This window comes from Parabacteroides sp. 20_3 (assembly GCF_964238835.1).
GTDB lineage: Bacteria > Bacteroidota > Bacteroidia > Bacteroidales > Tannerellaceae > Parabacteroides > Parabacteroides distasonis.
The window spans coordinates 749,426-773,960 of record NZ_CAXSNO010000002.1 but is presented as its reverse complement, the minus strand read 5'-3'; the positions used below and the strand labels follow the sequence as shown (position 1 = coordinate 773,960).

Genomic DNA, 24,535 nt, shown 5'->3' with positions numbered 1-24,535 from the left:
AACGCTTATTTGTTCGTCTTTGAAGGCAAGCGATCACATGAGTACTCGTGATGCTTTACGCCAGTACTCGCAAGGGATTACTCCAGTATTTGCAATGGATTACTCCAGTACTTGCGGTGGATTACTCCAGTACTCGCAATAGATTACGCCGGTACTCGTGCGTAAACAGACGTAAATCGCCTTTTAAAAAGGAAGCCTATACGCTAAATCAAAAAAGTACAATGATGGACGAATAACGGGATAGCGCTATTCTCCTTGGGTGGATTAATAAAGGGATTGGAACGTGTTGTCTCGTCTCGCCCGGCGATCTTATAGGAGTCGAGTAGATCGAACAACAAAACTACAGCGACAGGAGCGGACAGTTGCACGAGCGTATTCGCCACATCCTGATCGACGGATAACTTAACATATTCCGTCTCGGTAGAGCAGCACTTATGGGACGTGCCCGCCTCACCGCAACTGGGGCAAGTGTCAAGATACTGCAAACTCACCTCCGCCAACTTACCCATACAATAATGGTAATTCAGCGCAAACCCGGAGGAAACCCCGAGGTAAAGAACAGCGAGTATGAACAATAAAAATCTTCTCATCCCAAGTAATATATTCCGCAAATATATGAATATTTTTTGAACGGGCAATAGGGTGGAAAAAGTGCTCGTAGGGTTGTTAAAATCAGAACCTTTTCTTTATAGCCTTGTTCAAGGTAGGTAATTAATCTAAACAAAACACATTTATGAGACTATTTGTACAAGGAGCAGTATTACTGCTAGGTATGGGATTCTTATCGGCTCCCGCTAAGGCTCAAAAGGTGGTCATCGAGGATGACGTGCCAAATTCGATAGTCCTTGTCAGCCAAGACAAGGCAGGTGATGAAATCGTGAGGATAATGAATGAGACGCAGAGCCCTCGTTTCCACGACCCGAAAGCCCCCCGCTTCGTATTGACCGATCGTAAGGGACGTTTCGCCTTGGGTATCGGCGGTTACGTGAAGGCTACGGCGGAGTATGATTTCGGCGGGATTTCGGATGATGTCGATTTCTATCCGTCCATGATCCCGAATGGTGGGCAGAACTACGTCCGTAACCAGTTCCAGATGGACGCTACTACCAGTACGATATTCTTGAAATTAGTGGGTCGTACCAAACACCTCGGGGATTTCGTCGTGTATACGGCGGGTAACTTCCGGGGAGGCAGCAAGGTCTTCGAGCTCCAGAACGCCTATGTGTCTTTCCTTGGTTTCACGATGGGTTACGATTATAGTACCTTCATGGATCTGGCCGCCCTTCCGCCCTCGATCGATTATGCGGGGCCTGCCGGACAGGTTTTCAGCCGTGCCACCCTGTTACGCTATGAGCGTGCTTTCGGTAAGGGATGGAAAGCGGGTGTAGGTATCGAGATGCCAGTGGTGGATGGCATCACGAACCAAAGCGTGAATATCAGTAACCAACGTATGCCGAACTTCCCTGCCTATATCCAATACGCTTGGAATAAGAGCAGCCATATCCGTGTAGCTGGTATCGTACGTAATATGACGTATGAGAACTTGGTGGCGCAACGGGCCGAGTCTAAGGCCGGATGGGGCGTGTTTGCCGCCTCTACGTTCAATGTGACGAGCAAGCTGAACTTCTACGGTCAGGCTACTTACGGCCGGGGGATCAGCCAGTTCTTGAATGATATCAGTAATCTGGACGTGGATCTGGTTCCGGACCCCGAGGCCAAAGGCAAGATGCAAGTGCTTCCGATGATGGGTTGGTACGCTGGCTTGCAGTATAATATCACGTCGAAGGTATTCGTCTCCAGCACCTATAGCCAGACTCGTTTATACAGCGAGAATGATTACCCGGTTACCCCGTCGGATCAATACCGCTACGGTCAATACTTGGTAGCCAACATTTTCTGGAACATGAACGCTAATCTGCAAGTCGGCGCCGAGTACTTGAGAGGCTGGCGTACCGATTTCAACGATATGACCCGCCACGCCAACCGACTTAATGTTTCCGCTCAATATAACTTCTGATAATGTAGCGTTTTGTTGATGTGCCACACCGGGGGATTCTTGGTGTGGCATTTCTTTTCGAGGCGATTGGCAGGTCTGCGATTAATAGATGTTCGCCATGCTAATCAGCGGCTCATACAGCTTCTCGATATCCTGCGAATCGATCTCGATTTCTACTTGATCACCGGGGATAAGAGTCTGTCCGGCGGGAGCCAAGTCCTTGCGATCCCGGTGAATAGTCTTGATGATACAACGTTGGGGGAGGGTGAGGTGATCTACCTCCTTCCCGTCGAAATAGGCACCTGTCATGATCTCTACGAACAGGCTGGAACGCCCTTCGGTACGGAAGGCTGGAGTCGAGATCATCTCGTCGTAGAGAACCACGTTAAAAGGTTTTATCTGTAGCATTTCCGTGAAGTAATACGTAAGCCCGCCGACAATGATAGAGGGGTAGAATACGTCCAGATGCCCGGTTATCTCCGTAATCAAGACGATACCCGTCAGCGGTGTCCGGACTACCGCCACCAAGAAACCTACCATGCTGATTAACATGATATAGCTGATGCTCTCCGTTTCAATGAAACCATACTTCACCAATAATAAGGCGATGATCTGCCCGAACAATCCCCCGGTAACTAGTGTAGGGATGAAATTCCCTCCCGGCAGTCCGGAGGAGAAAGAGAGAGACGTGAATATCAAGTGGATGAGCATCATCGCCGCTATCCATAAAACGGGGTGATATCCATGCATCGCTTGCATGATAAGGAATTGCTCGCCTCCTCCTGTCAAGTCGATCTCCGTCAATGAGATCGTATACGCTATGATAAGCAGGTACAACATCTTCATATAAGGAGGATGCTTCAGTCTGGTAAAGAAATCCTTGCACCAAAGGGTAAACATCGAGTAAATTTTCCCGAAGACGGAAATAACCACGGCCAGAAATAAGAACAACTTCAGTTGATCTATAAAAGTAGCCTGCGGGGCAATAGCGCTAATCTGCGAGTAGGGGTTGAAGGGGAAAATCAAGCTCGCTACGCCTCCCGCCACGACCCCTGCCAGCAAGGTGGTAATGGCGGTCTTGGGAGCGTCGAACCGTTCGATGGACTCGATCACCAAAAGTGAGGAAGCGAGGGGAGCGGCGAAAGCGGCGGCCAATCCGGCACCTGCGCCGGCGGCCAAAAGTTGCTTGCGCTCTCCAGCCAATACGTGTCCCCATTTGGAAATGATATTCCCCACGTAAGATCCGATCTGTACGCACGGCCCCTCACGACCAAGGGACAGGCCGGCGCTGATCGCTAATATCCCTCCCGTGAACTTGGCGATTAATTGTGTCAATGGGTTTTTATAAGTGATCCTGCCATTGATAACCGCCCGTGTCTGGGGAATGCCCCCACCGGTAATCAGCGGCATCTTCTTGACCATCCAATTCACGCAAAGCAATATACCCCATAGCGTGAAGAAGAACAAGACATGGAAATACCAAGGGTAATGACCGTCGAAAAAAAGTTTCCGGCTATTGAATAACTGCTGGAGCAGATAGTGATAAGGTACCGCTACCAACCCGGTCAGCAATCCCACGAAAATGCTTACAAAATAAAGTCTGGCGTCAATAAGTTTCAATTTCCAGATCCGCCAGCGCCTCAATTTTGTTATATCTAAGAGATCATTATCCATCGGACTCACCTTGTTTTCGTTTCCTGTTACAACAACCAAGGTAAATAAGAGGTTTAAAATCTCATTCCATTGAACCTTTTTTAAAAAGCCTTGTTATTAAGATATAGTGTTTTTCATGGTATTAGAATTAAGTTAGATTAGGTTATCCGTCTTGTTCGTGAGAATAGGGCGGTTTTCCTGTTTATAGGGGTTTGTACTTTGAGGCGGTTAGGATTTCTTGGGCGTCGTTGTTTTGCATCAACGCCTCCGGGGTAGATCCCGTCTCCTTCATGTACTGGTTGATGATCTGCCAGCCTATCCAAGTCCCGATATTCCCGGGAGCGTCGTTCTCGGGGAAAATGGCCGGGGTATCCTCGAAATACTGGGAAGTTGTCAGTTGATCCGGGGTATAAAGATGCTTGCGCTCGATGATTGCTTTCCAGATTGTTCCTTCGTTGTCCTTGCACCAGTTGTAGGCCTGTTCGGTGTATCCCATTAGCTCGGCGGCATCGGGAACGCCTAGGGCTTGCGAGAGCAGGTATTTGATTTTTCCCTCGTAAATCATCCGGTCCAGCAATACGTTCTCTTTTCCCGCGAAAGGATATTCGGACATGAGCCACCCCGCCAGATAATCCGGGACTACGAGTCCACGTTGCATTTTCAATTTCTGGGAGTCATAGAAGAAATCTTGGTACAAGGGATAGTCCTTTCCCATATACTTATCGATGGAAAGGGAAAGCAGGCTATCGCCTACCAATACGTTCTGGTTGAAACCGGATACATGCATATAGATAGCAGGGATCTGCATCGAGGGGAAATTCTCCTTTAGATAGGCGAATCCGTATCCCAAGGATTTCTCGATATCCTCCACGGAATCATATTGGGTGATAGCGTCACGATACAAGCCTTTCAAGGTAGGCTCCGAGTAATAATTCCGCATTTTCTCGAAGAAGCCGGGAGTCTCGATGGTTTGCAGGTTTAATATGCCTTTCCCGATGATATCCAGCATTTCCGGGTATTGTTTGATTAGTTCGGGTTGCAAGGTGGTATCTTCCGTATCGATCAGCCGGAATAAATCCTTGTCAAAACGATTGATATGCAGGGGTTCGACGGTAGCGTAGTTGATCGTATTTGTGTTTTGCCCGTTGCAGCTCAATAGCGTAGCGGACAAAATACAGGCCATGATGAGTTTTGTAACCATATCTCTTCGTATAATAATGTAATATGATAAGAAACGGATCGCATGGGGTAATATTGTGTGACTGGCATCTTATTACTACCTTTGCCTCCCTTTTATTTAAGATTCATCATGCGATATACGAACAAACAAATTCTAAAGATCACGTATCCGGTATTAATCAGCTTGCTCATGGAGCATATGATCGGATTGACGGATACCGCTTATCTGGGACGTGTCGGCGAGGTCGAGCTAGGTGCCTCCGCCTTGGCAGGAGTCTATTATCTTGTGATTTATATGCTGGGCTTTGGTTTCAGTGTAGGCGCTCAGGTGCTGATGGCACGTCGTAACGGTGAGGGGGAGTATAAACGGATCGGCGAGGTTTTCACGCAAGGCGGGCTATTCCTTTTTTTGCTGGCGGCGGTGTTGTTTACGGCCTCTAATCTGCTTACGCCCCATCTGCTCCACCGGATGATCGGTTCGGAAGAGGTGTATCGAGCGACGATGAGCTATCTGGACTGGCGGGTGTACGGGTTCTTCTTCTCTTTTATAGCGGTGATGTTCCGTGCGTTTTACGTGAGTACGACGAATACGAAGATCTTGACGGCCAATTCGGTGGTGATGGTGCTTACCAACGTGGTCTTGAACTATATCTTGATATTCGGTAAGTTCGGGTTCCCCGCTTTGGGGATAGCGGGTGCCGCTATCGCTTCCTCGATCTCGGAAGCTGTTTCCGTATTGTTCTTCGTGATTTATACTTGGAAGAAGATAGATTATAAAAAATATGGTCTGTTCCGTTTTACGAGAGTGGATTTTAGGATGCTGGGACAAATACTGAGTGTCTCTATCTGGGTGATGATCCAGCATGGGATCGCTTTTGGGGGATGGTTTATCTTCTTTATCGCTATGGAGCATCTGGGTGAGCGGCCGTTGGCGATTACGAATGTGGTACGTAGCATCTCCTCGTTCCTGTTTATGTTCGTGAATGCTTTCGCCTCCACGAACAGCTCGCTGGTAAGTAACTTGATCGGCGCCGGGGAGTCGGACCGGGTGCTTCCGCTTTGCTGGAGGATGATCGGGCTATGCTATGCGTTCGTGCTACCGATCGGTATCTTGATCGCTATGTTCCCGTCTACCGTATTGCGTATTTATACGGATAACCCGGATTTGATCGCTAGCTCGATCCCCTCGCTGTGGGTGATGCTGTCCTCTTATCTCTTTGCCGTTCCCGGTTTTATTTATTTCTTTAGCGTATCGGGAACAGGCAATACCCGACGTGCGCTGGAAATCGATATGGCTAGCATATTCGTGTACGTATTATATATATTGTATGTCGCTGTATGGTTGCGTGCGGACGTGGCGGTTTGCTGGACTACGGAGTATGTATATAATATCATGATCCTTTCTTCTTTCTTCTATCTGTGGAAAGGAAATTGGCGTAACAAGAAAATCTGAAGACTTATCTTTTGATTAGTACGGTAATTCGTAAGGATAAATCAAAAAAGACCATCTTGGCATTCACGTTCTGTGTGATATGGCGTTCCGCTTTCGCCAATTCTTCCATCAAATCGATCACGTTTCGTTCGTTCACGAAAGGTGAGAACTTAACAGAGAAGCTTGCCTCGTCTAGATTCATATAATTAAGTTCGGGTGATTGGAACCGGTACATGAAGTTCTCCCGGATCAAATGCTGGCAATAGGAGAGGAAGTTCTTCTGTCGCTCCCGTCCGATCCCTGCCATGACGTCTGCCATCGCTTTCATGCCTTTTACGTTTCGTGCCCATGAGTTTCGCATCATGGCCTTGAATTGCTCCAGAAAGAATTTATTTTCCTCGCCCAAGCTAATCGCCTCCATCGCCTTGATAAAACTTCCGGAGGAGAGGTGAGCGACGTGTTTAGCGTCGTCGGGCGAAAGCCCGAAACGGGATACCATGGCATTCATGATCGCATCGGTCTCAATGGGACGGATGTGGATACGTTGCGCACGGGATTGGATGGTCCCGAGGATAAGGTCCGGTGTCTCGGATACCATAAGAATAACCGTTCTCATAGGAGGCTCCTCTATGATTTTCAGAAGCTTATTGGCACAAGTAGGATGCAGTTTCTCCGGCAACCAAACTATCAAGATACGATATTCCGCCTCATAAATCTTTAGGCTCAGTTTATGGATAATCTCATCGCTTTCCTTGGAATAGATGATGGCTTGTGAGTTTCCGGCCTCGATATAATCCAGCCATTCATCCATATTGAAATAGGGATGTTCTTTGAGGAACCCACGCCATTCACTGAGATAATCATCGCAGACCTCTTTCTTTTTCTCTTTCTTGGCTACGATCGGGAATACAAAATGTAAATCGGGATGTGCCAATTCGTCATATTTGAGGCATGACGGGCAACGTCCACAAGCGTCCGTGTCCGTCCGGTTCGTACAATTCAGATAACGGGCGTAAGCCAAAGCCAGCGGAAACGCCCCGGCTCCCCCTTGCTCTGTGAATAACTGTGCATGGGGTACGATCCCCGTCCGAGCCGATTGTCTCAACCGTTCCTTCACTTCCTCTTGCCCGATGATATCTTTAAAATACATGAGATATTTCCTTTTCTATAGAATAATGAACGAAGTTACGGAAAAGTATTCAGATATCAAAAAGCGCGAGGTTTTGTAAATATCAATTGACATATGTAGAGTAAAACTAAGAACGGATACAATACCAAGTCAAGTCCAATAAAGAATATGTATTTCATTACCTTAGAATTTTAAAAATAACCATACTTAGTACATGATTGTTCAATCGTGTACTTCTATTAGACAACTCAGCGTACAAAAACCCCTATTGTATTTCAATAAATTTCTTTCGCTATTTTGTAAACGCTATCCGAGGCCATCATTGTGTAGAAATGTAAGCTCGGTACACCATGAACGATCAGATCCTTGCACTGCTGTATACACCATTCCACACCCACCTCTTTCGCTTCCGCATCATCTTTACATTTACGTAATTCTGTTGCGAAAGGCTCCGGGATATCTGCACGGAATATCTTCGGAAGAACCGTTAATTGGTTCTTGAAAACGATCGGTTTGATACCGGGGATGATGGGAACCGTGATGCCTTCCGCACGGCAACGATCCACGAACGCATAATATTTTTCATTATCGAAGAACATTTGGGTTACCAGATATTCAGCGCCATTTTTTACTTTCTCCTTTAAGTAATAGATATCAGATTCCATATTGGGCGCTTCCTCGTGCTTCTCCGGATAGCAAGCCATGCCGTACGAGAAGGGAGTCTCTATACCGTCTATCTTGGAACCGTCTAACGCGATACCTTCGTTGAAATGATTTACCTGCTGCTGTAAATCAGTCGCGTGATCGTGGTATAACTCCGGGTTTTGCTGGGAGGCCTCTAAGGTCTTTATATCTCCCCTTAATATTAAGAGGTTGTTTACGCCAAGGAAGTTCAAATCGATCAAAGCGTATTCCGTCTCGTCTTTCGTAAAGCCTTTACATATAATATGGGGTACGGCAGGAATACCGTATTTATTCTGGATAGCCGAAGCGATCGCTACGGAGCCCGGACGTTTACGGATGTTTACTTTCTGGAAACTTCCGTCTGGTAAGGTTTTATAGACGAACTCGCTATGGTGGGAGGTGATATTTATGTATTTAGGGTCGAATTCCTTCAACTTGTCAATTACATTATACACCTTCTGGATACTGTTACCTTTCAGCGGCGGTAATATCTCGAAAGAAAAAGCGGTACTCTTACTATCCCTTATCAGATCAATGACTTTCATATTTTAATTATTTTTGACGCGAATGTAGCAAAAATCTTGGTAACATAGATTTTAATCCGCTATTTGTATATATCCAGGCCACGGCTCTTTCATTTACCCATCCGTTTCGGCAGGCCGGAATGCATGAATCTCAAGTGAAATTCCGCACAATAAGTTTACGAGAAAAAATGTGTATAAGGATCTGATAATCAGTATTTAAAAAACAGGATAATCTTTCTGCGAAAACACGTACATGTTTTTGGAAAAAGTCGTACGTGTTTTCCGGAAAGGTCGTACGTGTTTTCCGGAATCCTTCCACCGAAAACAAAAGCGCATGTTAAAATTTACAAGAAACCCCACTTTAACGAAATGTTAAATGAAAAAGCCGTGGCCTTCCGTTTGCTTTTTTTAGTTTATAGGCCGAACTATATATAAATTAGCGTATATTTGCGGTACACAAAATCTCCCATAGCGACGGCTATGGGCGTTTTTGCTTTTGAGCGATATTATTAACAGTGTAATTTGTTAATTTTAAACTAATTACAGCAAATTGTATAGATATGGAAAATTTAAATTGGTCTGAGCTGGGATTTGGTTATATCAAGACAGACTACAATGTAAGATGCTACTATCGTGACGGCAAATGGGGTGAGTTGGAAGTTTCTTCATCCGAGATTATCAATATTCACATGGCCGCTACTTGCTTGCATTACGGACAAGAGTCTTTCGAGGGTTTGAAGGCCTTCCGTGGAAAAGACGGTAAGATCCGTGTATTCCGTATGGATGAGAACGCTAAACGTATGCAATCTTCCAGCCGGGGTATCAAGATGGCTGAGTTGCCTGTAGAGATGTTCGAGGAAGCTGTACGTAAGGTCGTGAAATTGAACGAGCGTTTTGTTCCTCCTTATGAGAGCGGTGCCGCTTTATATATTCGTCCGTTGATGATCGGCTTGGGCGCTCAGGTGGGTGTGAAGCCGGCTCCCGAATATATGTTTATGATATTTGTCACTCCGGTAGGTCCGTATTTCAAGGGTGGATTCCAGCCCTCGAAGGTGTGCGTGCTTCGTGAGTACGACCGTGCGGCTCCTAACGGGACAGGTACGATCAAGGTGGGTGGTAACTATGCCGCTAGCTTGGTAGCTGGCGAGATCGCTCATTCCAAGGGATACGCCGCCGTATTGTATCTGGATCCGAAAGAGAAGAAATATCTGGATGAGTGCGGTCCGGCTAACTTCTTCGGAATCCGTGGCAATAGCTATATCACTCCGCAATCCCACTCGATCTTGCCCTCGATCACGAACAAGAGCTTGCAGCAATTGGCCGAGGATATGGGCTTGACGGTAGAGCGTCGTCCGGTTCCTTTCGAGGAGATCGCTACGTTCGACGAGGCTGCCGAGTGTGGTACCGCTGCGGTTATCGCCCCGATCTCACAAATCGACGATTTGGATGAGAACAAATCTTTTGTTATCGCCAAAGATGGCAAACCGGGTCCTGTTTGCGAGAAACTATATCATAAGCTACGTGCCATCCAGTATGGCGACGAGCCGGATACTTACGGATGGATCTCGATCATTGAATAATATCTTTTGTTTCGTAAGGACTGGAGTGCGCTCCGTCTTTACGAGACAGAATACGTTGATAGGCAATTGTTAGTTTGAACTTTACTTTTTGCAATAAAATTGCAATCTCCGCATTGCAAATGAGAAAAGATGTTTATCTTTGCATCGGTAATTCCAAATTTTCAATTACCAATTATGTAGGTGGAAGCATTCTTTAAAACACATAAATATCTGGTAGAGCATCTGTATTCTCCGGTACGAAGGGGATTAATGGATGAGATCAATTGGGAGGATCGGTTGATCGGTATTAAAGGTTCGCGAGGAGTCGGAAAGACCACTTTCTTGTTAGACTATGCCCGTGAATATTTTGGTGCCGATAATAAGGAATGCTTATACATTAATTTAAATCATTTCTATTTTACGGAACGCACACTCGTTGATTTCGCCGCCGAGTTTCGGGCTAAAGGCGGAAAGGTGTTGTTGATAGACCAAGTGTTTAAGTATTCCGATTGGTCGAGAGAGTTGCGGTATTGCTATGATAATTTCGAGGACTTGAAGATCGTTTTCTCCGGTTCGTCGGTGATGCGTCTGAAAGAGGAGAATCCGGACCTGTCCGGCAAGGTGGTATCGTATAACCTCAGGGGGTTCTCGTTCCGTGAGTTCTTGAATTTGATGTCGGGGAACCAGTTTCCCGCGTACACGTTCGATGAGGTATTAGAGAATCATCAGGAAATCGCCAAACGTATTTGCTCGGTCGTAAGGCCGATGGCTTATTTCCAAGATTATCTACATCATGGTTTTTATCCGTTCTTCTTGGAAAAGCGCAACTTCTCCGAGAACCTGCTGAAGACCATGAACATGATGCTAGAGGTGGACGTGTTATACATAAAACAAATCGAACAAAGCTACCTGCCAAAGCTACGCAAACTACTCTACTTATTGGCTACGAGCGCTCCTTGTACCCCAAACGTGAGTCAGTTGAGCAAGGATATCGAGACATCCCGGGCCACCGTGATGAACTATATCAAGTATTTGACAGATGCCCGTTTGATGAATATGCTGTATCCGGTGGGCGAATCCTTTCCGAAGAAACCCTCCAAGGTATATATGTATAACTCGAACCTGATGTACCCCATCCGTCCGATGGAGGTAAATGCCGGGGCGGTGCGTGAGTCGTTCTTTTATAACCAACTATTGAAAGACAATAAGCTGAATGAAGGAATCAAGAACGCCCACTTTCTGGTGAATACGATGTATAATTTCCGGATCGAGGAAAACATGAAAGTGAAGAACAATCCGGATATGTACTATGCTGTCGATAAGACCGAGATCGGGGAGGGGAACATGATCCCGCTTTGGTTGTTCGGTTTTTTATATTAAGTAAGGATATTTTTTAATACTAATAGTTTTATAGGTCTATGACAAAACAGAAGAAATTTTTAACCTGTGATGGTAATCAGGCCGCTGCTCATATCTCGTATATGTTCAGCGAGGTAGCCGCGATTTACCCCATCACTCCGTCGTCTACAATGGCTGAATATGTAGATGAATGGGCTGCAGCCGGACGTAAGAATATTTTCGGCGAGACTGTAATGGTACAGGAAATGCAATCAGAGGGTGGTGCCGCAGGTGCTGTTCACGGTTCATTGCAAGCTGGTGCCTTGACAACAACCTACACTGCTTCTCAAGGTTTGTTGCTTATGATCCCTAATATGTACAAGATCGCCGGTGAATTGCTTCCTTGCGTTTTCCACGTATCCGCTCGTACATTGGCTTCTCATGCGTTGTGTATCTTCGGTGACCATCAAGACGTGATGTCTGCCCGTCAGACAGGTTTCGCCATGTTGGCCGAGGGTTCCGTACAGGAGGTTATGGACTTGGCCGGTGTCGCTCACTTGGCTACGATCAAGTCTCGTGTGCCGTTCGTGAACTTCTTCGACGGTTTCCGTACCTCTCACGAGATCCAGAAGATCGAGGCTTTGGAGAATGAGGACTTGGCTCCGCTTATCGACCAGAAGGCCTTGGCTGAGTTCCGTGCCCGTGCCTTGAACCCGGAGAGACCGGTCGCTCGCGGTATGGCCGAGAACCCGGATCATTTCTTCCAACACAGAGAATCTTCCAACACGTACTACGAGGCAGTTCCCGCTATCGTAGAAGAATATATGAACGAGGTTTCCAAGATCACAGGCCGTAAATACGGTTTGTTCGATTATTACGGAGCTGAGGACGCTGAGCGTGTGATCATCGCCATGGGTTCTGTTACGGAGGCCGCTCGTGAGGCTATCGATCACTTGATCGCTAAGGGCGAGAAGGTAGGTTTGGTATCCGTTCACTTGTATCGTCCGTTCTCCGCTAAGCATTTCTTGGCTGCCGTGCCTAAGACCGCTAAGCGTATCGCCGTATTGGATCGCACGAAAGAGCCGGGTGCTAACGGTGAGCCGTTGTATCTGGACGTAAAAGACTGCTTCTATGGTCAGGAGGATGCTCCGGTTATCGTAGGTGGCCGTTATGGTCTGGGTTCTAAGGATACGACTCCGGCTCAGATCCTGTCCGTATTCGAGAACTTGGCGTTGCCGATGCCGAAGAACCAGTTCACGATCGGTATCGTGGATGACGTTACTTTCACTTCTCTGCCTCAGAAGGAAGAGATCGCCTTGGGCGGTGAGGGTATGTTCGAGGCTAAGTTCTACGGTTTGGGTGCCGACGGTACGGTAGGCGCTAACAAGAACTCGGTGAAGATTATCGGTGATAACACGGATAAATACTGTCAGGCTTATTTCTCTTACGACTCTAAGAAATCCGGTGGTTTCACTTGTTCTCACTTACGTTTCGGTGATCATCCGATCCGTTCTACTTATTTGGTGAATACCCCGAACTTCGTGGCTTGCCACGTTCAGGCTTATTTGCGCATGTACGACGTGACTCGTGGTTTGCGTGAGAACGGTACCTTCTTGTTGAATACCGTTTGGGGCGCCGAGGAGTTGGCTAAGCACTTGCCTAATAAGGTAAAACGTTACTTCGCTCAGAAGAATATCACTGTATATTATATCAACGCTACACAGATCGCCTTGGAGATCGGTTTAGGTAACCGTACCAATACGATCCTCCAGTCCGCTTTCTTCCGTATCACGGGTGTTATCCCTGTAGACTTGGCTATCGAGCAGATGAAGAAATTCATCGTTAAGTCTTACGGTAAGAAGGGCGAGGACGTGGTTAACAAGAACTACGCGGCTGTAGACCGTGGTGGCGAGTACAACCAATTGACGGTTGATCCCGCTTGGGCTAACCTTCCGGATGATGAGGCTGTCGTAAACAACGATCCCGCTTTCATCAACGAGGTAGTTCGTCCGATCAACGCTCAGGATGGCGACTTATTGAAGGTTTCCGCATTCAAGGGTATCGAGGATGGTACTTGGGCGCAAGGAACCGCTAAATACGAGAAACGTGGCGTGGCCGCTTTCGTTCCGGTTTGGAATGAGGCGAACTGTATCCAGTGTAACCAATGCGCTTACGTTTGTCCTCACGCTTCTATCCGTCCGTTCGTATTGAACGATGAGGAGCAGAAGGGCGCTAGCTTCGCTATGTTGGACGTGAAGGCTCCGGCCGCTATGAAGGGTATGAAGTTCCGTATGCAGGTAGACGTTCTCGACTGTCTGGGTTGCGGTAACTGCGCCGATATCTGTCCGGGATTCAAGGGCAACAAGGCATTGTCTATGGTTCCGCTGGAAGGCCAGTTGGCTGAGGCCGATAACTGGAACTACTGCGTAGCTAACGTTTCTTCTAAGCAAAACTTGGTAGACGTGAAGTCTAACGTGAAGAACTCACAGTTCGCTACTCCGTTGTTTGAATTCTCAGGCGCTTGCTCCGGTTGTGGCGAGACTCCGTACGTGAAGTTGATCACCCAGTTGTTCGGCGACCGCGAGATGGTGGCTAACGCTACCGGATGTTCTTCTATCTACTCCGGTTCTGTTCCTTCCACTCCTTATACAACGAACGAGAAGGGTCAAGGTCCTGCTTGGGCAAACTCTTTGTTCGAGGACTTCTGCGAGTTCGGCTTGGGTATGGAATTGGCGAACGAGAAGATGCGTAAACGTTTGGAAGGCTTGTTGCAACAGATCACCGTGGGCGAGCATGCTCCGGCTGAGGCCAAGGAGATAGCTGCCGCTTGGATCGCTAACCAGAACGATGCCGAGAAGACGAAGGAATTGGCTCCGCAGGTAATGGCATTCGTTGAGCAAGGCATCAAGGAGGGTTGTCCGGTTTGCGCTCAGATCAAGGAATTGTCTCACTTCTTGGTAAAACGTTCTCAATGGATTATCGGTGGTGACGGCGCTTCTTACGATATCGGTTACGGTGGTTTGGATCACGTGATCGCTTCCGGCAAGAACGTAAATATCTTGGTATTGGATACCGAGGTTTACTCTAACACGGGTGGTCAGTCCTCGAAGGCTACTCCGGTGGGCGCTATCGCTAAGTTCGCCGCTTCCGGTAAGAGGGTACGTAAGAAAGACCTTGGCTTGATGGCTACTACTTATGGTTACGTATATGTGGCTCAGATCGCTATGGGCGCCGACCAAGCCCAGACATTGAAGGCGATCCGCGAGGCCGAGGCTTACGACGGTCCTTCATTGATCATCGCTTACGCTCCTTGTATCAACCACGGTTTGAAGAAGGGTATGGGTAAGTCGCAAGCTGAGGAGAAAGAAGCCGTAGCATGCGGTTACTGGCACTTGTGGCGTTACAACCCGGCTTTGGAGGCAGAGGGCAAGAATCCGTTCACCTTGGATAGCAAGGAACCGGATTGGAGCAAGTTCCAAGACTTCTTGAAGGGTGAGGTTCGTTTCGCTTCCGTAGCTAAACAATATCCGGCTGAGGCCGCTGAGTTGTTTGCCGCCGCCGAGGAGAACGCTAAATGGCGTCTGCGTAGCTACAAACGTATGGCTGCCGAGAATTGGGATGTAGAGGCTTAATATAACAGGTCTTTTATTATAGAATGAGGGCGGTGTCTCCGGAAACGGAAGGCACCGCTTTTTTTATGGGGTGGATGGGGGAGGCTGCACATAAGGCAATACGGACCTGTACTACCGTATGTGCCGGCCTGTACTTCCTTATGTGTCAGCCCGCGCTACCGTATCTACAAATCCGTACTAACGTATCTACACGTTTGCACGAACGTATCTGCAAATTTACACAAGCGTATCTGCAAGTTTGCACGAACGTATCTACAAGTCTGTACTACCATATCTGCAAGCCTGCGCTACCGTATGCGCGGTTTGTCAGAAGACCGGGATCGAATAGACCAGCCCCAGCGATATACGGTGTGTATCCGGTTCTATGGCTCCCATTCGCGTGGCGGCTTTCTCTAGGATAACGCCCCGGTAGGTGTATAGGACGAATACGAAAAGGTCGAGTTGCTTGAAGGGGAAGAATTCCACGCTACTCTGCGCGTTCCACGAACGGCGGTACATCCCTTTCCGGAAATCACCGTTGCTCTTATACACCCGGGCGGTCTCGTACGCCCCTTTCACGTAAACGTTCCATTGGGGGTGGACACGGTAATCCACGTTGCCGATAATCGATAGGTATTCGGTGTTCATGGCGGTGTGAGGCGTGCCGGGCAGACGGCTGACGACCCCATGTTGGTCGATCCCTTGGCGGGTGTACATAACGTCGAGGTACGTTAGCAACGGGCCTTTCTCATAGGTATTGCCACAGGTGAAATAGTAGGAATAGCGCTTGCGGGTCTGCTGTCCGACGGCGGTGGCATAACGCAGTTGCAAGGTCTTGTCCAGATAATAGCTATTCCAGTTGACCGTGTACATAAAGGGTATCTTGGCCTTGGCGGTACCCTCGGGAAGTCCGGTAGGGTAGATGTCCTCATCGTTACCGTTGCGGTTATTCACGATCTGGAAACAAAGCTCGTGGTCCGGGTTGACTTGCCAGTTGCCCGAGATACCGGCTTGGTAGGCGGTCAGTAAATTATTGAACTCGCTAAACTCTCGTACCCGGATGGAATTGACGTAATACTCGTATCCCCCGAAATTAACGAATTGCTTGCCGATCGTGAAATTGAGATTATGTCGTGCCTTTAGGTTCACGTAAGCCAGCTCGAGCGAGGAGGAGAGGTTGTCGAGCGAATAGGGATCGGAGTATTTGTTGAACGACTGCCGGTAATGATACCCCAGCCACTTGCCTACATCCCCCTTGATCTCCAGCCGGACACGGTTCAGCTTGAAGTTCATACCGTCTAGCTCCTTTCCGACAAACTCAGCGTTGGCCGAGGTGAAAAGCTGGAAGTTCATCTCGGCGCTATTGATCTTGATCTCTCCGTTCGATAATCGTTCCACGAGTGTAGGTTCCCCGTTATTCTCCCGAAGGGTCTCTTGGGCCGTCAGGCTGGCGTTCGTGGCTAGACAAAGCAAGAAAAGTAGAAAATGTTTCCTCATACGATAGATTTAGTTGGTAACAGACTACAAAAGTATAAAAAACGTCTTAACCAAGATACGTTTAAGGGGATGAAAATGGGGGGGTAGGGGATGCGGACTTTCGTGCTATCCGCATCCCGAGGTGTATACGCTTTCGCCAGCGTCCGTCTAGAATCTCAATTGAGAATTCAATTCCGGGAACTGCGCTTGATGCCAATACGGGTAGATCGGGGTCGTCTGGCTTGCCATATCGAGGCGCTTCACCTGCTCCGGGCTGAGGTTCCAGCCTACGGCCTCTAGGTTCTGCCTTAGCTGCTCTTCCGTGCGGGCTCCTATGATAAGGCTGCTTACGGTAGGCCGTTGCAATAACCAGTTCAAGGCGCATTGGGCCACGCTATGCCCGGTCTCCTCGGCTACCTGTTCCAATACCTCCACGATGTCGTACAGGCGTTCGTAAGAAGTAGCCTCGTCGGGTATCGGGCTTCCTCCGCGAGCGACACGCCCGTCCGTCGGGATCGGGTTATTCCGGCGGTACTTCCCGCCCAGACGTCCGGCGGATAAAGGGCTCCAGATAATGGCGCCCACCTTTTGGTCGATGCCTAGCGGCATCAGTTCCCACTCAAACTCCCGGTTCAACAAGGAGTAATAAACCTGTTGGGCCACGTACCGGCTCCATCCATACCGCTCCGATACGGAAAGCGACTTCATTAAATGCCAGCCGGAGAAGTTCGAGCAAGCGATATAACGGACCTTCCCGCTCGTCACCAAGTCGTCCAAGGCTCGGAGTGTCTCCTCTACCGGGGTATTCGCGTCGAAACCGTGCATATGATAAATGTCGATATGATCCGTGTTCAATCGTCTCAGGCTCGCCTCGCACGCCTGTATCAGATGGAAACGGGAAGAACCGATGGCGTTACGGCTCTCCGGGCTTAGGTTGAAAGTCGCCTTCGTGGAGATCAAGAGGCGATTCCTCAATCCGTGGATCGCCTTTCCCAAGATTTCCTCGGAAAGACCGTTGGAGTAGACATCCGCCGTATCGAATAGATTCACCCCGGCGTCCAAGCAAAGATTGACCATACGGGTAGCCTCTTCCACCTCGGTATGTCCCCAACCTTCAAAACCATTCGTGCCACCAAAAGTAGCCGTACCTAAACAAAGTGCCGGAACGTATAATCCGGAACCTCCTAATTGTCTGTATTCCATAAAAAACTATATCTATTATTTGATGAAGGAAATGAAAATACAAATGTAACAAATAAAGTGTATCTTTGTCATTAAAAGAAGATAATAGGTATAAGTATGATTAAGGCAGTATTTTTTGACATTGACGGTACGTTGGTAAGTTTCAAGACGCATAAACTACCGGACTCCACGGTCCGGGCCTTGGACCTGTTGCGAGAAAAGGGAATCAAGGTTTTCATCGCTACCGGCCGCCAGTTGCAATCTATCAATAACCTCGGGACGCAAGAGTTCGATGGCTATGTTACCTTGAACGGAGGATATTGCTTGGCCGGAAAAGATAAGGTTATCTATAAACATAATATCCCGTCGGAGGATATAGAGGCGTTGATCCGCTATCAAGAGAATGAGGAGGCGTTCCCGTGCGCCTTGGTGGAGGAAGATGGAATTTACCAGAACTACGTGGATGATTCTGTGCGACAGCTTTACGACATGCTAGACTTTCCTCATCCTCCCTTGCGTCCTTTGCGTGGCAACGGGGGTAAGGAAGTATACCAGCTGATAGCCTTTTTCTCTCCCGGCCATGAAGAACGTATCATGTCCGTCTTGCCGCATTGCGAGGCTACTCGCTGGAACCCGCTATTTGCGGATGTCGTGCCGCGGGGGAGCAGTAAGGCGGTAGGGATCGATAAGATCATCGAGTATTACGGGATCTCGCTCCACGAGACGATGGCTTTTGGCGATGGAGGCAACGATATGGCCATGCTTCGCCATGCCGGGATCGGGGTAGCCATGGGTAACGCCGGCGACGAGGTGAAAGAGGCGGCGGATTACGTGACCGACTCCGTAGATGACGATGGTGTCATGAACGCTTTAAGACATTTCGATGTTATATAAATAAACAGTTTAATAACGCTAAATCACAAACGCTATGATTGATGAATTGGTAAGCTATAATCGTGAGTTCGTAAAGAACAAGGGGTATGAGAAGTATATCACGAATAAATATCCCGATAAGAAGATCGCCATCGTGTCTTGCATGGATACCCGGCTGACCGAGTTGCTACCCGCCTCCTTGGGCATCAAGAATGGAGACGTGAAAATTATAAAGAACGCGGGGGCGATCATATCCCACCCCTTCGGAAGCGTTATCCGGAGCTTGATGGTGGCGATTTACGAGCTTGGGGTTGTAGAGGTAATGATAATCGGGCATACCGATTGTGGAGCCAAGCACATGAATAGCTCCGAGATGATCGAAAAGATGAAAGAGCGGGGAATTCCGCAGGAACGAATAGATATGATCCGATATTGCGGTATAAACTTCGAGTCGTGGTTGCGGGGATTCGAGACCTCCGAGGCTTCCGTGCACGAGACCGTGGAGCAAATTCGGAATCATCCGCTGATTCCGTCGGATATAACGGTAAGAGGGTTTGTAATAGACTCTGTTACAGGGGAATTAACGCCGGTAGAGTAATCCCCGGCGTATTTAGACTTATTTGCACAAGTCATAAATAATCGAAAAAATGAAATATTTTATTATGTTCTACAACATTGTTTCGGATAAAATGGTTATCTTTGTAACGAATTAAGAAAGAAAGATCGTTTTAGGATTATTTATTAACTGGCTTTCCAAGCGTGGGAAGCGTAAAACAAAAAGATTATGATGATGAGAGAAAATGAGAAAAGCCTTCGTGCTTTAGCGATGTTGCGTTATCAAGCTGATCGTTACCAGTCAGCTGGCAATGGTGCCATGAGTCAGCGATTAAACGCTGAGATCCGTCGCCTTATGAGCGAAATGAGTGTAGATGCGGATAAGAACTAAAAGACCGCGTCTTTTTTAAGTAAAGAATTAAAGTAAGAAATAAATTAGATGTCATCTCTTACCTCCGTTCAAAACGGAATGGTGAGAGATAGGAAATGAGGATTACCTTTGGCGATACGGCCGGGTGAGCCTTTTTTTTGTGCCCTTTCCTTTCCTCCTCCTTCGCGTATCAGGGAAATTACTTATATTTGTGGATGAAAAAGCTAAAACAATAATCATTTGAACACAAAAACGATGAAAAAAGCAGGATTACTCTTAATGTCGCTGGCATTAAGTACGGCTCTTTGGGCGGAAAGTCCGGAGAAGAAAGGTTTGGACGTGATAAATAGATCGACCGCCGAGGCGCATATCGGTTTCTTGGCCGATGATGATCTGGAGGGCCGTGAGGCCGGTTTCCGTGGAGGCCGTATAGCGGGCGATTATATCGTGGCGAACCTGAAATCATTAGGTATCGACCCTGTAGGAGACTCTTATTACCATCCGTTTGAGGCTTACCATATGGAACGCCAGAAGAGAGGGGCCCGCTGGCAGGTGCAGCCGGATTCCATAGCGGCTATCAAGCAAACCGGTGTTTTCCAGAAACTTTCCTTGAATAATATCTTGGGTAAGATAGAGGGCAAGAACCCGAGTGAGATCGTGATCGTCGGCGCTCACTATGACCATCTGGGTATCGACCCGATGCTGGATGGCGACCAGATCTATAACGGGGCGGACGATAACGCTTCCGGAGTCTCTGCCGTTTTGCAGATAGCGAGGGCTTTCCTTGCCACGGGCCAGCAACCGGAGCGAACCGTTATATTCGCTTTCTGGGACGGTGAGGAGAAAGGGCTTCTCGGATCGAAAGCCTTCGTTCAGTCTTTTCCAGAGATAAAGAACGTGAAAGGATATTTGAATTTCGATATGATCGGCCGTAACAATAACGAGGCGAAGCCTACCCATGTGGTTTATTTCTATACAGAGGCGCACCCTGCTTTCGGCGATTGGCTGAAGAACGATATCAAGAAATACAACTTGAATCTGGCACCGGATTATCGTCCGTGGGATAACCCGGTAGGAGGGAGTGATAACGGTTCCTTCGCTAAGATAGGTATCCCTATTATCTGGTATCATACCGACGGGCATCCGGATTACCATCAACCGAGCGACCATGCCGACCGGATTAATTGGGACAAGGTGGTGAATATCACGAAGGCCTCGTTCCTTAATATGTGGTATATGGCGAATGAGAAAGATTTTTAGAGATTATACGTCTTTTTCAATAGAAGATATCTAATAAAAGTAAGTTAACTTCATCGGCGAAGTAAGTTAACTTACTTTGGCATTTTAATTAACTTACTTTGCCGATGAAGCTGGCTTGCTTTTATATTCTGAAAAAACGCTTGAATTACTGTAATTTCATATCTTACTGCAGATACTTAGTTCTACATGAACTCAAGTCGATTTTAACTTAAAATCGTTTATATTTCTAATTTTATATTGTAAAACATAAAAAATAAGGGAGGATTTATTTAATTATAATAACACAATGTAATGAATATTTCATATCTTTGCCTCCGATATAAAATGTGCTAGGTATTTTGGCGCCAACTAAATAAAACAACTTCTACTTAAGAAAAGTTCATGTAGGACTCCGATAGTTAGCCCATTTTTTATTTGAACTTAATTACGCTAGAACTCAGGAGTGAGTGTATGTATGTGAATAATTTTAAAAGACAAATGTTTCGCCAAGACATTGTCTAATTATTTATTAATAAAACCATCAGTTATGTTGAAAAACTTTAAACCTGTCAGCTTAATTCTATGTGCGGGTGCGTTATGCTTCTCGGGAAGCATGTATGCCAACATCGCACCTGTTGAGCAAGGTACCTCTATCTCCCAGCAAAACGGGAAAGTAACAGGTACAGTGGAAGATGATTTCGGCCCAGTGACCGGAGCGTCAGTTGTCGTGAAAGGAACGTCTAATGGAACGATTACCGATATGGACGGTAATTTCACTTTGGATGGCGTCAAGAATGGTGATGTAATCCAAATCTCATTCATTGGTTACTCCACCATGGAGCTTACGTATACCGGTAAGCCGGTAGGCGTTATCAAATTAGCGGAAGACACCCAGAAATTGGATGAGGTCGTGGTTACGGCCTTGGGTATCAAGCGTGAGAAGAAAGCGTTGGGATATGCTACGCAAGAATTGAAAGGAGACGAACTTGTAAATGCACGGGAAAGTAATATTGCGAATGCGTTATCTGGTAAAGTATCGGGTTTGCAGGTAGTTCGTTCTAGTAGTGGCCCTGGCGGTTCTTCAAAAATTGTATTGCGTGGTAATAATTCATTAACTGGATCTAATCAGCCGTTGATTGTTGTCGATGGTATTCCAATGGATAACTTTACTGGAGGAGTTGATGATGCTTGGGGTAATAGCGGCGTGGATATGGGTAATGGTTTGTCAGATATCAACCCGGAAGATATCGAATCCATGAACGTGTTGAAAGGAGCTTCAGCCGCCGCGTTATATGGTTCTCGTGCAGGTAATGGCGTAATTTTGATTACGACGAAATCGGGTAAAAAGCAAAGTGGATTAGGTATTACTGTAAATGCCGGAGTTACAGTGGAAAGCATGTTTTTGAAACCAGAATTACAGAATACGTATGGTCAGGGTACAAATGGCATATATAATGTGAAAGACCGTTCAAGCTGGGGGCCTGTTGCCGATGGTTCCGTAACAATTGATCGCTGGGATGGGCAGAAAGTCCAGATGTATACTTATGATAATATAGATGCTTATTTCCAGAAAGGAACTTCATTCAATGAAGGTGTATCTTTTCAGCAGAGCTATGATGGGACGGCGGTATTCGCCTCAATTAATCGCTCTGATGATAAGGGCATCGTTCCGGGTGCATCATTAAATAAAATGTCTCTTACTTTGCGTGGAACAAGCGAGTTCGGTCCGGATAAAAGATGGAAATTAGATGCAAAAGCCAACTATTTAAATAATAACGCAAAGAATCGTCCAATCCAAGGTATTAACCAATCGAATGCCTTTAGTACGATCTATAATTTACCACGATCGCTGGATATTAGGGATCTGGAGAACTGTTTGGACGAAAATGGAAATATGATTTGGTGGGATACCGAGAGTACTCCCCAAGAAAATCCGTATTGGATTAAAGATTATAGAACAAATCAAGACTCTCGTAATCGTTTGTTAGGTACAATTTCTCTTTCTTATAAGATAACGGACTGGTGGAACCTCGAGCTAAAAGGCGGTACGGACTATTATACGACTACGACTACAAATAAGGTATATTCTGGTGGTAATGTGAATCCGAAAGGGCGTTACTCTGAGAAGTCGGAGACTTTTTATGAGAACAACTATAGTTTCTTGACTACCTTTAAGAAAGATAACCTTTTTAGCAAGTTTGGTGGTTTTGTGACCGTGGGTGGAAACTTGATGATGCAACGCCGTAAGAAATTAGAGGCTGGTACGGGTGATTTATTGATCCCGAATCTATTTGCGATGTCTAATGCCGCTGACAAGAATAATATGACGCATACATCTGAAGATGTACAGCGCAAGATGAATTCTATTTACGGTTCTTTGCAAATGAACTGGGATGGCTGGCTGTTTATGGATATTACGGCTCGTAATGACTGGTCTTCCACTATGAGTAAAGAAAACCAATCTTATTTTTATCCTTCGGTTAGCTTATCTGGTGTTATTTCAGATATGGTGGAAAAGGTTGGCGGTACAATGCCGGAATGGATGAGTTTCGCTAAGGTTCGTGCTTCTTATGCGGAAGTAGGTAATGACCTTGATCCATATCAATTGTATACTGTATTCAAGGTTGATAAAGATCCAAATGGTAACCCAACTGCAGCTCTAGGAACTACTTTATATGATTCTTCTGTACGTTCAGAGTTGATTAAATCTTGGGAAGCCGGTATTGATTTGAAGTTTTTCAATAATCGATTAGGTATTGATGCGGCTTGGTACAAATCTAATGCTACCCGCCAATTGCTAGATTTGGCAATGGATCCATTTTCTGGTTATTCCAAACGTAAGATCAATGCAGGTAATATTCAAAATTCAGGTGTGGAATTAATGCTTTATGGTACTATTTTGCAGAATCCTAGAGGCTTAAATTGGGAAACAACATTGAATGCTTCCTTCAATAAAAATAAAATCATAGATTTGTATGAAGGAGTAAATGAATATGGCATCAAGACTTTTGATGATTTAAAGATTGTAGCCCGTACGGGTAGTTATTATGGCGATATTTATGGTAAAAAATTCCAACGTGTTGAAAGTGGGGAACATGCTGGTAAAATTATTGTAGATGCTCAAGGTTTACCATTAGTTACTTCAGATGATTATTATCTGGGGAATCAACAGCCTGATTGTATGTTGGGATGGACTAACTCGTTCTCTTATAAAAATATTTCTTTGAGCTTTTTGATTGATGCTCGTATTGGTGGAAATATTTACTCAGCGACCACTGCTAATTTGTACAAGGCAGGTAATGCCGCAGGTACCGTTATAAATGGAACCCGTGGGGAATTTGTAGTTCCGAATTCAGTGACTTCTGATGGAAATGGTGGTTATACGGCAAATTCTAATGCTGTTACTCCTGAATTGTACTGGGGACGTGCTGCCGGAGGTAATATCGGTGTGGGTGAGGCATTTTTATATGATGCTACTAATATTCGTCTACGTAATATTACCGTTGGTTATGATTTTGAGAAAAAATGGTTAGAGAAAACCCCATTACAGAAAGTACGTGTATCATTCGTGGCGAATAACGTTTGGATGATTGTAAATCATTTGGAAGGTATTGATCCGGAATCTATTTCGGCTACAAATTCCAATGCTACTGGTTTTGAGAATGGGGCAGCTCCGACTTCTCGCTCTTTCACATTTAATGTAACAGTTGGTTTCTAATAAGAAAGATGATTTTA

The 24,535-nt window shown here is 46.4% G+C and carries 17 protein-coding genes; 10 read left to right on the top strand and 7 right to left on the bottom strand.

Annotated features, from left to right (window positions below; translation table 11 throughout):
* Nucleotides 1-203: 203 nt before the first annotated feature.
* A complete protein-coding gene (locus ACESPU_RS06940; protein ID WP_005858311.1) occupies nt 204-590 on the bottom strand; it encodes a hypothetical protein in 387 nt (128 codons plus the stop codon).
* 143 nt (nt 591-733) lie between these two features.
* Here ACESPU_RS06940 and ACESPU_RS06935 point away from each other — a divergent pair, with 143 nt between their 5' ends.
* Entirely contained in the window at nt 734-2,017 is a 1,284-nt protein-coding gene (locus ACESPU_RS06935) for a DcaP family trimeric outer membrane transporter (protein WP_122115072.1), read from the top strand.
* Nucleotides 2,018-2,098: 81 nt separating this feature from the next.
* Here ACESPU_RS06935 and ACESPU_RS06930 read toward each other — a convergent pair whose 3' ends face one another.
* Nucleotides 2,099-3,670, bottom strand: a complete 1,572-nt coding sequence (locus tag ACESPU_RS06930; RefSeq protein ID WP_005866120.1) for a ClC family H(+)/Cl(-) exchange transporter — start codon at nt 3,668-3,670, stop codon at nt 2,099-2,101.
* A gap of 181 nt (nt 3,671-3,851) precedes the next feature.
* Nucleotides 3,852-4,850 (bottom strand): hypothetical protein, encoded by a 999-nt coding sequence (locus ACESPU_RS06925; protein ID WP_008778107.1) that lies wholly within the window; start codon nt 4,848-4,850, stop codon nt 3,852-3,854.
* Between the two features lie 108 nt (nt 4,851-4,958).
* On the opposite strand from ACESPU_RS06925, the gene ACESPU_RS06920 reads away from it, so the two are divergent.
* Nucleotides 4,959-6,281: an MATE family efflux transporter gene (locus tag ACESPU_RS06920; RefSeq protein WP_048928362.1), complete on the top strand. Its 1,323-nt coding sequence runs from the start codon at nt 4,959-4,961 to the stop codon at nt 6,279-6,281.
* Nucleotides 6,282-6,285: 4 nt separating this feature from the next.
* Here ACESPU_RS06920 and ACESPU_RS06915 read toward each other — a convergent pair whose 3' ends face one another.
* Nucleotides 6,286-7,410 carry a DNA polymerase III subunit delta gene (locus ACESPU_RS06915; RefSeq protein WP_122369338.1) on the bottom strand — a complete coding sequence of 375 codons (1,125 nt, stop codon included), beginning with the start codon at nt 7,408-7,410 and terminating at the stop codon, nt 6,286-6,288.
* A gap of 254 nt (nt 7,411-7,664) precedes the next feature.
* Nucleotides 7,665-8,618, bottom strand: a complete 954-nt coding sequence (gene metF / locus ACESPU_RS06910; RefSeq protein WP_057318663.1) for a methylenetetrahydrofolate reductase [NAD(P)H] — start codon at nt 8,616-8,618, stop codon at nt 7,665-7,667.
* Nucleotides 8,619-9,157: 539 nt separating this feature from the next.
* Between metF and ACESPU_RS06905 the strand changes: the two genes are divergently transcribed.
* The 3 genes from ACESPU_RS06905 to nifJ all read left to right on the top strand — a co-directional run bounded on the left by ACESPU_RS06905 (nt 9,158) and on the right by nifJ (nt 15,126).
* Nucleotides 9,158-10,177, top strand: coding sequence for a branched-chain amino acid aminotransferase (locus ACESPU_RS06905; protein ID WP_005858291.1), 1,020 nt, complete (start codon nt 9,158-9,160; stop codon nt 10,175-10,177).
* A 180-nt stretch (nt 10,178-10,357) separates the two neighbouring features.
* Nucleotides 10,358-11,536 (top strand): ATP-binding protein, encoded by a 1,179-nt coding sequence (locus tag ACESPU_RS06900; RefSeq protein WP_048928364.1) that lies wholly within the window; start codon nt 10,358-10,360, stop codon nt 11,534-11,536.
* Nucleotides 11,537-11,574: 38 nt separating this feature from the next.
* Complete coding sequence (nifJ, locus tag ACESPU_RS06895; protein WP_122379126.1) at nt 11,575-15,126, top strand: pyruvate:ferredoxin (flavodoxin) oxidoreductase; 3,552 nt, start codon at nt 11,575-11,577, stop codon at nt 15,124-15,126.
* 306 nt (nt 15,127-15,432) lie between these two features.
* Here the strand turns inward: nifJ and ACESPU_RS06890 are convergent, their stop codons facing one another.
* The gene (locus tag ACESPU_RS06890) at nt 15,433-16,602 is read right to left on the bottom strand and encodes a porin (RefSeq protein WP_373133218.1); all 1,170 of its coding nucleotides are present in this window, start codon (nt 16,600-16,602) and stop codon (nt 15,433-15,435) included.
* 147 nt (nt 16,603-16,749) lie between these two features.
* The gene (locus ACESPU_RS06885) at nt 16,750-17,784 is read right to left on the bottom strand and encodes an aldo/keto reductase (protein WP_008774160.1); all 1,035 of its coding nucleotides are present in this window, start codon (nt 17,782-17,784) and stop codon (nt 16,750-16,752) included.
* A gap of 96 nt (nt 17,785-17,880) precedes the next feature.
* Between ACESPU_RS06885 and ACESPU_RS06880 the strand changes: the two genes are divergently transcribed.
* The 5 genes from ACESPU_RS06880 to ACESPU_RS06860 all read left to right on the top strand — a co-directional run bounded on the left by ACESPU_RS06880 (nt 17,881) and on the right by ACESPU_RS06860 (nt 24,518).
* Nucleotides 17,881-18,657: a Cof-type HAD-IIB family hydrolase gene (locus ACESPU_RS06880; RefSeq protein ID WP_008778109.1), complete on the top strand. Its 777-nt coding sequence runs from the start codon at nt 17,881-17,883 to the stop codon at nt 18,655-18,657.
* Nucleotides 18,658-18,691: 34 nt separating this feature from the next.
* Nucleotides 18,692-19,234, top strand: a complete 543-nt coding sequence (locus tag ACESPU_RS06875) for a carbonic anhydrase (RefSeq protein WP_005858279.1) — start codon at nt 18,692-18,694, stop codon at nt 19,232-19,234.
* A 186-nt stretch (nt 19,235-19,420) separates the two neighbouring features.
* Nucleotides 19,421-19,582, top strand: a complete 162-nt coding sequence (locus ACESPU_RS06870; protein ID WP_005858277.1) for a hypothetical protein — start codon at nt 19,421-19,423, stop codon at nt 19,580-19,582.
* A 234-nt stretch (nt 19,583-19,816) separates the two neighbouring features.
* On the top strand, nt 19,817-20,821 hold the full coding sequence (locus ACESPU_RS06865; RefSeq protein WP_129984430.1) for a M28 family metallopeptidase: 1,005 nt from the start codon (nt 19,817-19,819) through the stop codon (nt 20,819-20,821).
* Between the two features lie 526 nt (nt 20,822-21,347).
* Nucleotides 21,348-24,518, top strand: a complete 3,171-nt coding sequence (locus ACESPU_RS06860; RefSeq protein WP_158532891.1) for a SusC/RagA family TonB-linked outer membrane protein — start codon at nt 21,348-21,350, stop codon at nt 24,516-24,518.
* Nucleotides 24,519-24,535: the final 17 nt, after the last annotated feature.